Source organism: uncultured Acetobacteroides sp. (assembly GCF_963667355.2).
In the GTDB taxonomy this organism is placed as follows: Bacteria; Bacteroidota; Bacteroidia; order Bacteroidales; family ZOR0009; genus Acetobacteroides.
On sequence record NZ_OY763328.2, the window covers coordinates 2,631,744 to 2,647,023 of the forward strand.

General features: G+C 48.8%; 11 protein-coding genes. 6 read left to right on the forward strand and 5 right to left on the reverse strand.

Annotated features, from left to right (window positions below):
* Positions 1-37: 37 nt before the first annotated feature.
* The gene (locus ACHZA1_RS10870; protein WP_320051907.1) at positions 38-2,470 is read left to right on the forward strand and encodes a TonB-dependent receptor; all 2,433 of its coding nucleotides are present in this window, start codon (positions 38-40) and stop codon (positions 2,468-2,470) included.
* Between the two features lie 433 nt (positions 2,471-2,903).
* Positions 2,904-3,680: a DUF6261 family protein gene (locus tag ACHZA1_RS10875; protein WP_320051908.1), complete on the forward strand. Its 777-nt coding sequence runs from the start codon at positions 2,904-2,906 to the stop codon at positions 3,678-3,680.
* A 180-nt stretch (positions 3,681-3,860) separates the two neighbouring features.
* Here the strand turns inward: ACHZA1_RS10875 and mscL are convergent, their stop codons facing one another.
* Positions 3,861-4,286 (reverse strand): large-conductance mechanosensitive channel protein MscL, encoded by a 426-nt coding sequence (gene mscL / locus ACHZA1_RS10880; protein WP_320051909.1) that lies wholly within the window; start codon positions 4,284-4,286, stop codon positions 3,861-3,863.
* A 164-nt stretch (positions 4,287-4,450) separates the two neighbouring features.
* Here mscL and leuS point away from each other — a divergent pair, with 164 nt between their 5' ends.
* The 4 genes from leuS to lepA all read left to right on the forward strand — a co-directional run bounded on the left by leuS (position 4,451) and on the right by lepA (position 11,298).
* The gene (gene leuS / locus ACHZA1_RS10885; protein WP_320051910.1) at positions 4,451-7,210 is read left to right on the forward strand and encodes a leucine--tRNA ligase; all 2,760 of its coding nucleotides are present in this window, start codon (positions 4,451-4,453) and stop codon (positions 7,208-7,210) included.
* A 62-nt stretch (positions 7,211-7,272) separates the two neighbouring features.
* A complete protein-coding gene (locus tag ACHZA1_RS10890) occupies positions 7,273-8,118 on the forward strand; it encodes a YitT family protein (protein ID WP_320051911.1) in 846 nt (281 codons plus the stop codon).
* Between the two features lie 21 nt (positions 8,119-8,139).
* Positions 8,140-9,384, forward strand: coding sequence for a peptidoglycan DD-metalloendopeptidase family protein (locus ACHZA1_RS10895; RefSeq protein WP_320051912.1), 1,245 nt, complete (start codon positions 8,140-8,142; stop codon positions 9,382-9,384).
* 123 nt (positions 9,385-9,507) lie between these two features.
* Positions 9,508-11,298 carry a translation elongation factor 4 gene (lepA, locus tag ACHZA1_RS10900; RefSeq protein WP_320051913.1) on the forward strand — a complete coding sequence of 597 codons (1,791 nt, stop codon included), beginning with the start codon at positions 9,508-9,510 and terminating at the stop codon, positions 11,296-11,298.
* 62 nt (positions 11,299-11,360) lie between these two features.
* Here lepA and ACHZA1_RS10905 read toward each other — a convergent pair whose 3' ends face one another.
* The 4 genes from ACHZA1_RS10905 to ACHZA1_RS10920 all read right to left on the reverse strand — a co-directional run bounded on the left by ACHZA1_RS10905 (position 11,361) and on the right by ACHZA1_RS10920 (position 15,277).
* Positions 11,361-12,341, reverse strand: a complete 981-nt coding sequence (locus tag ACHZA1_RS10905) for a glycoside hydrolase family 16 protein (RefSeq protein WP_320051914.1) — start codon at positions 12,339-12,341, stop codon at positions 11,361-11,363.
* A gap of 77 nt (positions 12,342-12,418) precedes the next feature.
* A complete protein-coding gene (locus ACHZA1_RS10910; protein ID WP_320051915.1) occupies positions 12,419-13,108 on the reverse strand; it encodes a response regulator transcription factor in 690 nt (229 codons plus the stop codon).
* A gap of 12 nt (positions 13,109-13,120) precedes the next feature.
* Positions 13,121-14,710: a HAMP domain-containing sensor histidine kinase gene (locus tag ACHZA1_RS10915; RefSeq protein ID WP_320051916.1), complete on the reverse strand. Its 1,590-nt coding sequence runs from the start codon at positions 14,708-14,710 to the stop codon at positions 13,121-13,123.
* Between the two features lie 135 nt (positions 14,711-14,845).
* The gene (locus ACHZA1_RS10920; RefSeq protein ID WP_320051917.1) at positions 14,846-15,277 is read right to left on the reverse strand and encodes an IPExxxVDY family protein; all 432 of its coding nucleotides are present in this window, start codon (positions 15,275-15,277) and stop codon (positions 14,846-14,848) included.
* Positions 15,278-15,280: the final 3 nt, after the last annotated feature.

Sequence of the window (15,280 nt, forward strand, 5' to 3'; positions counted from 1 at the left end):
GCCCTTTTATTTCTCATCAAAAAGACTAAATCCTAGCATGAAAAGTATAGTTAGACAACTTTTTGCTGCTGCGGTTTTGCTGATGGCGAGTGCGCCGCTGCTGTTTGGGCAGGGGGCGCTTTCGGGCAGAATCGTGGACCAAGCGTCGCGGCAGCCAATGGCGGGTGTTTCCGTCTATCTTCCCGATTTAAAGGTGGGCACCACCACCAACGCCGATGGGGCGTTTACCCTGCGGCGCATCCCGGCGCGGCGGGTGATGCTGCAGGCCTCCTTCGTGGGCTTCCGAAATCTGATTCGCGAGGTGGGCGTGGGTACCGACTCGGTGGTGGTGCTGGCCCTGGAGCCTGCTGCTACCGAGATTAACGAGGTGGTGGTTACGGGCAACGCTAAGGCCATCGAGCAGAAGCGCAGCCCCGCGCCCATATCGGTGGTGCCCCGGCAGCTGCTGGTGGAGGCGGCATCGTCCAACATCATCGATGCGCTGGCGGCGCAGCCCGGCGTCGCGCAGATTACCACGGGGGCGGGCATCTCCAAGCCCGTCATTCGTGGGTTGGGCTACAACCGCGTGCTGGTGGTATCCGACGGCGTTCGGCAGGAGGGCCAGCAGTGGGGCGACGAGCACGGCGTAGAGGTGGATGCCTACGGCGTGGAGCGCGTGGAGATCCTGAAGGGGCCGGCCAGCCTGGCCTACGGCTCCGACGCTCTGGCGGGCGTTATCAACCTGATATCGCCACCGCTGCCCACCAATGGGGCCATCCGCGGCAGCATCCTTAGCGAGTACCAGACCAACAACGGGCTAGCAGGCCTGTCGGCCAACGCGGCGGGTAACGCCGGGAGCCTGGTGTGGGATGCCCGCCTGAGCGGCAAGCTGGCGCACAGCTACCGGAACCGCTACGACGGCTACGTCTTCAACTCGGGCTTTAGGGAGAACAACGCCTCCCTTCTGCTGGGGCTTAAGCGCGATTGGGGCTTCGCCAACCTTACCCTTGGCCGCTACGAGCTGGAGCCCGGCATTGTGGAGGGCGAGCGCGATGCGGCCACCGGGCGCTTCGTACGGCAGGTGAATCGCGGAGGTGTGGCCGAGGAGGTGCTGGCCACCGATGCCGACGGCCGCAGCTACCAGCCGGCTACCCCATCGCAGCAGATTGGCCACTACCGGGCGGTGCTCAACGCCTACGTGCGGGTGGGCGAGGGTGGACTGAGGGCCATCGTCGGCTTCCAGCAGAACCAGCGCAAGGAGCTGGCCGATGTGCTGGCCCCCAGTACGCCCGAGCTCTACTTTAAGCTCAACACCGTTAGCTACGACCTCCAGTACCAGCTGCCCGAGCGCTGGGGGGCCTCGTGCTCGGTGGGCGTCAACGGCATGGGGCAAACGTCGCGTAACCTGGGCGAGGAGGTGCTGGTGCCCGAGTACAACCTCTTCGATGCGGGTGTCTTCGGCATCATCCGTAAGAACCTCGGAGGGGTTGACCTGACGGGTGGCCTGCGCTTCGACCGCCGCAGCATCAACTCGCGCAGCCTGTACCTCGACGCCAGCGGCGAGGCTACGCCGCAGCCCATGCCCGATGGCAGCGTCCGATTCGGGCGCTTTAGCTCCGCCTTCTCGGGCATCTCGGGGAGCGTGGGGGCCACCTGGCAGCTCTCGCGGTACGCCTTCCTGAAGGCGAACGTCTCGCGGGGGTACCGCGCCCCCAACATCGCCGAGCTGGGCTCGAACGGCGTGCACGAGGGTACCCTCCGCTACGAGCTGGGCGACCCCAACCTGAGCCCCGAGCATAGCCTGCAGGCCGACCTGGGCGCCGGGTACAGCTCCGAGCACATCTCGGCCGAGGTTAGCCTCTTCAGCAGCTGGATCAGCCGCTACATCTACCTGCACAAGCTCAGCAGCAGCGCTGGGGCCGACTCCACCATCGGCGGCGTGGATGCCTTTAGGTTCGACCAGGGCGATGCCCACCTTACCGGCGGCGAGGCCCGCCTGGACATCCACCCCCATCCCTTCGACTGGATTCACCTCGAAAGCTCGTTCTCGTACGTCCTGGCCACGCTGCGCCACCAGCCATCGGCGGCCAGCCACCTGCCCTTTACCCCGCCGGCCAAGCTGATGTCGGGCGTAAAGCTCGAGGGGCATAGGCTGTCGCGCGGCCTGGCCAACAGCTACGTGCGCTTCGACGTGGAGACCTACTTCCGCCAGGGCGAGGTGTACTCGGCCTACGGCACCGAGACGGCCACCCCGGGATACGTGCTGCTGAACGCGGGCGTGGGCACCGACTGGGTGGTGCGGGGCCGAACCGTGTGCACCATCGTCCTCTCGGCCACCAACCTTGCCGACAGGGCCTACCAGAGCCACCTCAGCCGCCTGAAGTACGCCCCCGAGAACCCCGTTACTGGGCGCTCGGGCATCTACAATATGGGCCGCAGCTTCGGCTTTAAGCTGATTATCCCCTTCGAGGGGAGCCTCGGCGGGCGCTAGTCCGCTGGAGTATATACCGAAGGGCGCACCTGTGGCGGCAGCGTTGGCTGCTGCTCCAGATGCGCCCTTCTTGGGCTGTGTAGGGGCGTGCTTGAGCCTTCGATCAGTCTCTTCAAGGTTTTATGAGGGCGTGATTCGCCCTTCCGAGCAGTCTCTCATGGTTCCATGAATGCATGATTTGACCCCAAACGGGATTTTCATGGGTGCATGAGAGCATTTTCCGCCCCCCTTATGGCTCTCTCATGGTGCCATGAGAGCATGCTTCGACCCCCTGAGCACCATCTTATGGAACCATAAGAGATGGTAATGCCTTTTCGTTTGGCTCCTGGCTTTTTATGAAATAAGAAGCTAGTACAAAAAAATAATATTTAACTTAGACGGACGTAATGGAATTATTCCTATTTTAACAGCGCAAACCTAAAAACTACAACTTATGAGATTTACAAGAAATTGTTTAAACAACATCCGTGTTAACGAATTGTCCGATTTTCTTCATGTAATTTACCCTTTTCTCGATACCCTAGGGCCGCTCAACCCCAAGCTGAAGCTGGCGCTGGTGGGGCTGTCTGACGTAAGCAAGGAGCTCGATGCCGCGCTGCCGAAGACGAACCTTAAGGGCGAAACCCGAAGCGTAAACGAGATTGACGACTACCGCGACGGCGAGTACCTCACCTTCCGCACCTTCATCGAGGCGTTTACCCATAGCCGCAACGCCACCACCCGCGAGCAGGCGCTGCTCATTCACGATACCCTAAAGGCCAACGGCTACACGCTCAACAGCCTCCCTCTGAAGGAGGAGAGCACCACCATCCGTACCCTTAACGGGCTCTTCAGCACGGGGCGTCACGCCGAGGCGATGGCCGGGCTCAGCGCACAGCCGCTGTGGCAAAATGTGATGGTGGCGCAGGAGGAGTTCGACACCGCAGCTGGCATCCGTAGCAAGCTGGCCGTGGCCGAGGACGCTGGCGAAGCCGCTCACGTGGTGGCCAAGCGCGCCAAGACCCAGTGCACCGAGGTGTTCGAGCTGATAGAGGCGCTCTATAAGATAGAGGGAAAGGCCGAGTACGCCGACGCCATCGGCAAGGTAAACCACGAGGCCGATGCCGTGATAGCCCTCATCCGAACCCGCGAAACGCTGGCCAAGAAGAAAAAAGAAGAGGAGGAAAAGAAGAAGAAAGAGGAAGAGGAAAAAAAGAAAGGAACAAAATAGTACTAGCACCTGCGAAGGTCCTGCTGTATACCCATGTATTTTTCAGTTTATAAAGTTAAAATGGTTGGTGAAAGCCCCCGTCAGCAATGGAGGGGGCTTTCTGTTTGTGCCTTAGCTAAGCTGTTTTTCTCAAAGCCTAATGCATATTCATGGCTAGTTATCCCCTTAAAAGGAGGGGGGCTAGCCCTGTTCCTTCTTCAGCAGGTCGCGAATCTCGGCCAGCAGCTGGGCCTCCTGGCTAGGGGCGGCGGGTGCGGGAGGTGCCGCGGCCTTCTGCCGCTTCAGGTGCATTAGCCCCTTAAGGGCGATGAAGATGAAGAGGGCGATGAGCAGGAAGTTGACCGTTACCTGGATGAAGCTGCCGATGTTCATCGTCACGGCTGGCTGGCCGATGGTGCCGTTGGCGGCCACCACGGCCTCCTTCAGCGTAATCTTCCACGAGGCAAAGTCGATGCCCCCAAGCAGGAGGCCTACCACGGGCATCAGGATGTCGTTCACGGCCGACGAAACAATCTGCCCGAAGGCGCCGCCGATGACCACGGCAACGGCTAGGTCGATGACGCTGCCCTTCGAGATGAAGTCTTTAAATTCCTTGATGAAGCTCATTGCTAGATTGTGTTAGGGTTCGTTTAGTATAAAAACGCCTACCCCTCGGTTTTGTTTGGATTGCCCTTGGCGGGTTGGCGAGGAATCGCTACTTTGCCAATGTTAAAACTTTATTCTACCATCTTTTTGCTAATTTCGCAGGTCAAAGAGTAATGCAAGTCATCATGGAATACAATTTTGTTGATATAGAGAAGAAGTGGCAGCAGCGCTGGCGCGAGAATAAGACCTATAAGGTTGATGTGGATGCTTCGAGGCCCAAGTTCTACGTCCTCGACATGTTTCCCTACCCATCGGGTGCTGGGCTGCACGTGGGGCACCCGCTAGGGTATATCGCTTCCGACATCTTTTCGCGCTTCAAGCGCCTGGAGGGCTTCAACGTGCTTCACCCCATGGGCTACGATGCCTTCGGCCTTCCCGCCGAGCAGTACGCCATCCAAACGGGGCAGCACCCAGCCATCACCACCGATATCAACATTAAGCGCTACCGCGAGCAGCTCGACAAGATCGGCTTCTCCTACGACTGGAGCCGCGAGTTCCGCACCTGCAACCCCTCGTACTACAAGTGGACCCAGTGGGCGTTCCTGCTCATGTTCCGGAGTTACTACAACAATAAAACCCAGAAGGCCGAGCCTATTGATGGCCTTATCGAAGAGTTCCGAATCAACGGTAACGGCAATGTAGATGCCGCCTGTGGCGATGTACCTGCATTCACTGCCGCTGAGTGGAACGCCATGGGCGAAACCGCTCAGCAGGAGATCCTGCTGCAGTACCGCATCGCCTACCTTGCCGATACTATGGTTAACTGGTGCGCCGAGCTGGGCACCGTGCTGGCCAACGACGAGGTAAAGGATGGCCTTTCGGTTCGAGGAGGCTTCCCCGTGGTGCAGCGCAAAATGCGCCAGTGGTCGCTCCGTATCTCGGCCTACGCCCAGCGCCTGCTCGACGAGCTCGAGGAGCTGGAGTGGACCGACTCGCTGAAGGAGATCCAGCGTAACTGGATTGGCCGCTCGCAGGGTGCCCAGGTATTCTTCGGATTGAAGGATAGCGAAAAGCAGCTGGAGGTCTTCACCACCCGTCCCGACACCATCTTCGGCGTTACCTTCATGGTAATTGCCCCCGAGCACGACATGGTGATGGAGCTTACCACGCCCGAGTGCCGCGAGGCCGTTCAAGCCTATATCGACGAGACCAAGAAGCGTAGCGAGCGCGAGCGCATGGCCGAAAAGCGCGTGAGCGGCCAGTTTACAGGAGGCTACGCCATCAACCCATTTAACGGAAAGCAAATCCCAATTTACATAAGCGACTATGTGCTTATCGGCTACGGAACCGGCGCCATCATGGCCGTTCCTGCCCACGATAGCCGCGACTACGCCTTTGCTAAGCACTTCGGTATCGACATCATCGAGGTGGTTGCCGGTGGCGATATTACCAACGAAAGCTACGACGCCAAGGAGGGCAAGCTCATCAACTCCGATTTCCTAAACGGGATGGAGGTGAAGCAGGCCGTAAACCGCGCCATCGACGAGGTGGAGGCTCGTGGCATTGGTAAGCGCCAAATCAACTACCGCCTGCGCGACGCCATCTTTAGCCGCCAGCGCTACTGGGGCGAGCCATTCCCCATCTACTTTAAGGATGGGCTTCCCTACGCCATCGAGGATGATAAGCTTCCATTGGAGCTACCCGAGGTGGATGCCTTCCTCCCAACCGAAACGGGCGAGCCACCGCTTGGCCGTGCCAAGAATTGGGCTACCACCGATGGATATCCATTCGAGCTGAGTACCATGCCAGGCTTCGCAGGCTCATCGGCCTACTACCTCCGCTACATGGACCCAACCAACGACAAGGCGCTGGTGTCTAAGGAGGCTAACGAGTACTGGCGTAACGTCGACCTCTACATTGGGGGAACCGAGCACGCAACGGGCCACCTTATCTACTCGCGCTTCTGGAACAAGTTCCTGTACGATCTTGGCTTTGTTGCCGAGAAGGAACCCTTCAAAAAGCTGATTAACCAGGGAATGATTCAGGGCCGTTCGAGCTTTGTTTACCGTGTTCAGGGAACCAACAAGTTCGTATCGCTAGGGTTAAAGGATAAGTACCAAACGCAGGAAATTCACGTTGATGTCAATGTTGTAAGCAACGATATTCTCGATACCGAGGCGTTCAAGAAGTGGCGACCAGAGTTTGCTACTGCCGAGTTTGAACTCGAGGATGGCAAGTACGTTTGCGGCTGGGCTGTCGAGAAGATGTCGAAGTCGATGTTCAACGTGGTTAATCCCGATGATATTGTAGAGCGCTACGGTGCCGATACCCTTCGCATGTACGAAATGTTCCTTGGACCACTCGAGCAGTCGAAGCCTTGGGATACCAAGGGTATCGATGGCGTTCACCGCTTCCTTCGTAAGTTCTGGAGGCTCTTCCTTAACAGCAATGGCGAATTCCAGGTAACCAACGACAAGCCTTCAGCCGACGAGTTAAAGGCGCTTCATAGGACTATCAAGAAGGTTCGCGAAGATATCGAGAACTTTTCGTTCAACACTTCGGTTTCGGCCTTTATGGTTTGCGTAAACGAGCTAACCGACCTTAAGTGCAACAAGCGTGATATTCTTGAACCGCTAACCGTGCTGCTCTCGCCATTTGCTCCACACATCACCGAGGAGTTGTGGTCGTTGCTAGGCTATACAACAACCATCAACGATGCAAAGTACCCTGTGCATAACGAGGAGTATTTGGTAGAAACTAGTTTCGAGTATCCTGTTTCGTTTAACGGCAAGCTTAGGTTTAAGAAAGTTCTTCCTCTAAGCCTGAATCCAAAGCAGGTAGAGGAAGCCGTTCTTGCCGACGAGCAGGCCGCAAAATTCCTAGAAGGGAAATCGCCTAAGAAGGTAATCGTAGTGCCAGGAAAGATCGTTAACATAGTTATTTAATAGAAGATATGGGTAAGCTTAGCACTCAAGCCATACTAGGGGAATTTAAAGTTTACCTCTTTATGGCATTTGGTTTATCGCTTTATTCCTTAGGATGGACCGCCTTCCTGCTTCCTGCGAACATTGTTAGCGGAGGAGTCAGCGGTATAGGGGCATTAATCTACTATGCAACTGGAGGTGCCGAAGGAGGTGGCATTAAGATTGCTTACAGCTACCTTGTCATAAATGTTTTCCTTCTGTACCTTGGAATTAAGGTGCTTGGTGGAAAGTTTGGGGTGCGAACCGTTATAGGTATTGGAATGACGGCTTTTCTGCTTTGGCTAGGACAGCTGTTCATTCACTCTTCGCCCTTAAAACTGCCCGATGAGCGTTTGCTTGCCACCATTATCGGAGGTGGTTTGTGCGGCACGGGGCTAGGACTTATCTTTACCCAAGGAGGAACATCAGGAGGTACCGATATCATTGCCATGATCGTGTGCAAGTACCGCAACATCTCCATGGGCAAGATGATACTGCTTTGCGATGTTATAATTATTGGCTCTTCCTATTTCATTCTGAAGGACTTTACCTCTGTTGTTTACGGTTATATCAGCGTTGGAGTGGTGTCGTTTGCCATCGATTTGGTATTGCAAGGTACACGTCAGTCTGTGCAGATGTTTATCGTCTCAAAAAGCTACGATTCCATTGCCGATAGGCTTTCAAGCGAAGTCGGTCGTGGAGTTACAGTGCTTAATGGGCAGGGCTGGTATACCAAAGAAGAGCAAAAGGTGGTGATGGTGCTTGTGCGAAAGTTTGAAACCAATCAGGTTTACAAGATCTGCAAGCAGGAAGATCCTAATGCATTTATCTCCGTTGTAAATGCAATGGGGGTATTCGGCAAAGGGTTCGAAACCATAAAGGCCAAGTAGATGACGTTTTAGTGGAATGTAATGAAGTTAAAAAAGTTTTATAGTAAAAGAGCCGTGCTAGTTGCGGCTCTTTCTTTTGGCATCCTGTTGGCCGGATCTATAGTTCTTTGGCCGTTACTTCAGCAGTTTAGCGATCTATTTAGGAAGAAAGAGGTTCCGCCACCTGTTATGGAGTATGGTATACCTGTCGATTCGTTTAATGTCGTAACGAACGAGATAGCACCGGGTAAAAGTTTGTCAGAGATTCTTGGAGACTGCGGAATTAGTGCTAGGCAGGTTGATAGCCTTTCAAAGCTAGCCGAAGGAAAGTTTGACTTGCGTTCTATTCGGGCAGGTCATGTATTCAAAGCGTTTGTACAGCCCGATTCCACTCAGCAATTGGCGTATTGGGTCTACGAAATTTCCCCTATACAGTACGTTGTGTTTTCGTTTAAGGATAGCATGAGCGTGCATGTTGCCGAAAAGCCAGTCCGAATTGTCAGAAAGATTAGCAGTACAACCATAAAGTCTTCGCTCTGGCATGCTATCGAGGAGGCTAAGATGAATACAGCCTTGGCTCTCGACCTTTCTGAAGTTTACGCTTGGGAAATCGACTTTTTTGGACTTAAAAAAAAGGACAGTTTCAAGGTGGTTTATGATGAGATGTTTGTAGGATCTACTTCTATCGGAATAGCGAAGATACACGCAGCCGTCTTCAACCATATGGGAAAAGCTTACTATGCTTTTGCATTTAAGCAGGATAGTATAGATTCGTATTGGAACGAGAATGGACAGAGCCTCAAAAAGGCTTTTCTGAAGGCTCCTCTAAAATTTTCGCGCATAACCTCGGGATTTAGCCGTAGCCGCCTGCATCCTATACTGAAGATATTTCGACCACATTACGGGATTGACTATTCTGCACCTATCGGAACGCCTGTAATGACAATAGGAAGTGGTGTCGTGATACTCAAGGGATACAGTGGTAGCGCTGGAAACTGGATTAAGATAAAGCACGTTGCCAATTTTGTAACCAGTTACATGCATCTCAGCCGATTTGCTAAGGGGATATCATTAGGTAAACGTGTTCAGCAGGGACAGGTTATTGGCTTTGTTGGTTCCACCGGATATTCAACAGGGGCGCACCTCGATTTTCGTGTTTGGAAGGGGGCTGAGCCAATTAATCCATTAAAGGTTCAATCACCACCCGAAAAGCCATTGCGAAAGGAGAACCTCAATCAGTTTATGCGGTATCGAAATGGAATGATGCAATTGATGAAGAAGCAGTAGGAAAACCCCAATAGTATTATTAAGCAGTACGAAATACGGAGTTGCTGTACCAGCCGTAACTCTTTAATATTGCAACAATTCAAACTAATAGATTATCTTTGCGAGCATTAAGAAATGCGGTTAATGAAGAATCTTAGAAACTTTTGTATTATAGCCCACATCGACCATGGTAAGAGCACCTTGGCTGACAGACTTCTGCAGGCAACCCACACCCTTAACGAAAGGGAGTTTCAAAACCAGGTTCTAGACGACATGGATTTGGAGCGTGAAAAGGGTATTACCATTAAGAGCCATGCCATCCAAATGGAGTATGTTCAGGATAACGAAACGTATATCTTGAATCTAATTGATACTCCTGGTCACGTTGACTTCTCCTACGAAGTTTCTCGTGCTATTGCAGCCTGCGAAGGAGCACTGCTTATCGTGGATGCAACACAAGGCATCCAGGCACAAACCATATCAAACCTTTACCTTGCGCTTGAGCACAACCTCGAAATTATTCCTGTTATCAACAAGATTGATATGGATGCAGCAATGGTTGAAGAGGTAACAGACCAAATTGTAGAACTTATTGGTTGTAAACCAGAAGATATTATTGCTGCTAGCGCTAAAACAGGTGTTGGAGTTCCCGAAATACTAGAGGCAATCGTTAGTCGTGTACCTGCTCCAACTGGCAATCCTGAGGCACCTCTTCAGGCGCTAATTTTCGACTCTGTTTTCAACTCCTTTAGAGGAATTATCGCCTACTTCAAGGTGACAAACGGAACCTTGCGCCAAGGTGATAAGGTGAAATTTTTCAACACAGGAAGGGAGTACGTTGCCGATGAAATTGGGGTGCTTAAGTTGAAGATGTTTCCAAAGCAGGAAGTTAAAGCCGGTGATGTTGGTTATATCATTTCTGGAATTAAGACCTCCTCTGAGGTGAAGGTTGGTGATACTATTACTCAGGTTGCTAAGCCTTGCAGTAAGGCGATTGCTGGATTTGAGGATGTAAAACCAATGGTGTTTGCAGGTCTATATCCAGTTGATTCTGATGACTACGAGGATCTTCGTTCTTCGCTCGAAAAGTTGCAGCTAAACGATGCCTCTCTTACCTTCGAGCCAGAGTCATCGCTTGCGTTGGGCTTCGGTTTCCGTGCAGGCTTTCTAGGGCTTCTTCACATGGAGATCATTCAGGAGCGTCTCTACCGCGAGTTCGACATGGATGTGATCACTACCGTTCCAAACGTTTCATATAAGGTACATACAACCAAAGGTGACGTTGTTGAGGTTCACAATCCATCAGGCTTACCTGCTCCAACACTTATAGACTTTATTGAAGAGCCAACCATTCATGCTCAGGTTATCACTAAAACCGAGTACCTAGGTACTATCATGAAGCTTTGCATTGATAAGCGTGGAATTCTTCGCAATCAGGTATTCCTTTCAACCGACCGTGTTGAGGTGAATTTCGACATGCCATTAAGCGAAATCGTATTTGACTTTTACGATAAGCTTAAGAGCATTTCACGTGGTTACGCATCGTTCGATTATTACTTGAATGGCTATCAGCAGGCTACTCTGGTAAAACTCGACATCCTGCTTAATAGCGAGCCTGTAGATGCTCTTTCATGCCTTATTCACCGCGATAATGCCTACGACTTTGGTCGTAAGATGTGTGAAAAGTTAAAGGAACTCATTCCTCGTCAGCAGTTCGATATTGCTATTCAGGCTGCTATTGGGGCAAAGATAATAGCACGAGAAACCATCAAGGCTCTTAGAAAGGATGTTACAGCAAAGTGCTATGGTGGAGATATATCGCGTAAGCGCAAGTTGCTCGAAAAGCAGAAAAAAGGCAAGAAGAGAATGCGTCAGGTTGGGAATGTTGAAGTCCCACAACAGGCATTTCTTGCTGTTCTTAAGATGGGAGATTAGTTGTGAATAAAATAAAAAAGAGGTCTAATCGACCTCTTTTTTATTTTATTCACAACTCTCAACTAATTCTTCTTGTAGCATCTAACCCAATCTATTAGGAAATCGTTAGATTCCGTTCCTTTTACATTTTTGTAAACGCCCGATGAAAATACAAGGTAGAGTGGAGTGTTCGGCAGATTATTGGTGATTCGTTTTACTACAACTCCGTTCAATAACCATTTTATTTCCTTATCATTCCATTCAATACCGGCAATGTAGGAATTCTCTTTAAGGAGATTAAGCGAAACTTTCGATTGGTTGTTATCCTTATCCTTTGTTCCATTGATTAGACCAAGTTCAAAGTTTTGAGATACCTTAAAAATATTAAGGTGAGGACTCGCAGAATTGCCAATCATATAGAATGCATTATAAATGCCGTCTGTATGATTGAAATCCATTTTAGCCTCAAACCTGCCATGTTGCTGGCGGAAACTTTTGCCTGTATTTATAATTCCAGAGGTAAAACCAGATTTTCTGCTTAGGAATCCGTATTTCTTATTCCACGAGAGTGATGTGTTTTCCTCTTCGTTGGTACTAATAATGAGGGTGCTATTTTTGAATCGTAAGTTCTTACCCTCGGTATAATTGTGAAACTCTTCAGAATGAGAGTAACCCTTTCCTAAAATGGTTTCTCCCCAAAAGAATTTTGTGAGCCATTTCGCCTCATCAATTTTCTCGCACTCGAAGTCATCTGAAAATGTTTCTTCTAATCTAAGAAACTCGGCGATGGTTGATGATTTTTTTAGTTTAGTATATCGCTTCCAACTTTCGCTTTGGACAATTTCTTTGATTCGAATTCTGGCACTTTTTCGCTCTTCCTTTGATAGATGCTTTGCCTTTCCAAATTCCTCATATTCTTTCCATAAATCTCCTTTAGAAAATTCACGAATGAATTCCACATCATCCCAAATGTTTTTCAATTTGGATTCATAAACTTGTGTCGATGGAACGATTCCAAACTTAAGTTTTAGTGCTAACGAAATGTTTCCCCAAAAATTCCTCATACCCTTTCAGCCAACTTTTTTACTGCCGTAAATGTACATAAGTTTTAGGATTGACAATTGTCAATCCTAAAACTTTATTAGCCGATTAGCTTAAATCCTTTTCCTCTGATATTCAGAATCTGAATTGACGGATCGTCTTTTAGATACTTTCTCAACTTTGTAATGTATACGTCCATGCTGCGAGCGTTGAAGTAGCTATCATCAGACCAGATAGTTTTCAACGCGAAATTTCTGTCAAGTACAGCATTTCTGTTGATACATAAAAATTTGAGCAATTCCGATTCCTTTGCGGTAAGCTTTTGATCAACGCCATTGTGTCCAAGTATCTGCTTGGTAGCATCAAAAGTAAACGTGCTAAGAGTAAATTGATCTTGACTTGCCACCCCTCCAGCGCCTTTTGTGCGGCGTAGAATAGCTTCAATACGGTATTGAAGTTCTTCAATGCTGAATGGTTTTGTCATGTAGTCATCTCCACCTACAGAGAATCCTTCAAGAACATCTTCCTTCATCGACTTAGCGGTTAGGAAAAGTACTGGCACCTTGTCGTCGATCATTCTGATATCCTTAGCGACGGAGAAGCCGTCTTTTACGGGCATCATCACATCTAGAATTACGATGTCGTACTTGTTGTTCTTAAATCCGTCGAATGCTTTTTCACCATCGACATAAAGCTCGGTTTGATAACCTTTGGCGTTTAAATACTCCTTTAGTAACATACCAAGGTTTTCATCATCTTCTGCTAAAAGAACCTTCGCCTTGCTTTCCATTGTTATACAGGTTTAATTGTTACTTAGTCCACTTTTAAATGGTATGTAGATGCTGAAGGTACTTCCTGAGCCTAGTTCACTATCGGCCCAAATCTGTCCTCCGTGTGCTTCAACAATCTTTTTTACGTAGCTTAATCCCAAACCAAAGCCTTTTACGTTGTGTACGTTGCCTGTTGGGACTCTATAAAACTGTTCAAAAATGCGTTTTATGTTGTCCTTGCTGATTCCAATACCGTTATCCTTCACTTCTATAACGATTCCTTCGTCCTTATTGTAAGTCGACAACTTGATTGAAGGAATACCCTTGCTATACTTTAACGCATTGTCCAACAAGTTAGCTATAATATTTGTAATATGCACCTCATCGGCAAAAATAATGCATTTTTCAGCAGAAAATGATCGTTCAAGGGATCCTTTTCTGCTGGAAACCTGAAGTTGAAGGTTATCGCATACTTTACCAGCGATTGCATGTACGTCAATTTCTTTTGTTTTAAGTTTAAGTTTCCCCTTGTCGAAAATTGCCATTTGAAGCACTTTCTCTACAAGAAAACCCAAACGCTTGCTCTCGTCACCAACAATTTTTGACAGGTAGTCATAGTTTTTTGATGAGTTGGGCAGACTTTTGTCTTGTAGCATTTGGGCAGCAAGCGAAATCGTTGATATGGGCGTTTTCAACTCGTGCGTCATGTTGCTGACAAAATCATTTTTTATCTCGGCTAATTTCTTCTGTCTAAATATAACAAGTAAAGTGAGAGAAAAGGTAAAAATGATGATCAAAGTTAATCCGACGGACATTGCTGCAAGCATTGCCATAGATCGGAATGCTACCTTCTGCGTGTTCGGGAAGTTTACGTGAAGGAAAGATGTGCGCGTGTAGCCTTCTGGTGAAATCTGTTGGTGAACAGTGAGCGCATCTGTCGGATTCCTTTCAAAATTTTCAGATTTAAATATGTTGTTTGCTCCCTCGTCGGTTACAGCAAACTCAAATGGAATGCGTATACCTCTTTTTTTTAATTCGAGACGGATAAGAGAATCAATCTGTTTTTTGCTGACACGTTGAGAAATTGGTTCCTCCACTCGAATGAGTTTATCTATGGTTTCGGAGATGAATACCGTACGCTTCTTGTAACGGTCATTCATCGGAAACCTTACTCTCTCGCTATTCTGTGAATTGGGAGTTTCTGGTCTTTTGTTCTTATAGGCATTGCTGACAATTGAACTTACTGCATTTGACTTGAATGAACCTTTAACCTGATTGACAAACTTGTTTGTATCCTTGGAGTCGATGTAGTATATCTTTTCGTTTTTACTAACGGTGTGAACTGATGAGCGAGTTTTTTTTACTACATTATACTGATCTTCGTAATAGGGATTGATTGCGTCATTATTACCAAAAGGGGATACGGTTCTTTCGGTTTGGGTAAGTATTTCACTTTGCTGAATGTCTTGAATAACTTGGCGAATGGTCTCATTGAGTTGGTCGCTTAACTCATCTTCTTTGATTTTAAGCGAATTCCTAATCCATAGGGTTTGAACGAATATCAAGCCTACAGAGGTAAGGAAGATGATGGAAACCAGTAACCAGATTTGCTTTTTATTCATGCTAGTGCTTACTATGAGGCAGAATTCCTTTAAAAGATAAAATTAGAAAAGGATTTTAACTTTTACTATCATGCAAAGATAGTATTGATTAAAGGGCCACTAGTTTAGCTTAAGCTATAAAAAGATCGTAAAATGCTAAAATAGATTAACTAAATCAAGAATCATCTTGTTGAGATTGGTAATTTGAACTGCTGCTACAACTCCAGAAGTCTTTTTTATCGCAGATTCGAGAGATAAAACGTCTGAATTTTGACGAATGGCAAGTAAGAAGTCGAATTCTTTGTACTTTGGCGCAATAAAACTTGTGGGGTCTATTTTATTAGGTAAAAGAATAGCTCCATTATTCTTTTCTTCAGTAAAGGCATCGAACTTGCAAATGAAGTCAGGAAATTCGTTGCTATTTAGTTCGTGACGTTGGAGGTTAAGGGATAGTATTGAGTTGAGTAGCCAGCTTAACCTGTAACCGTTTTCTGTAGAGCATATGGCAAAAAGGATAAGTGTACTGCTGGGCAAATCAGCAAGTTTTACTTTCTGTAAAGGCTTTACTGGTAGTTTCCTTGCCCTCATACC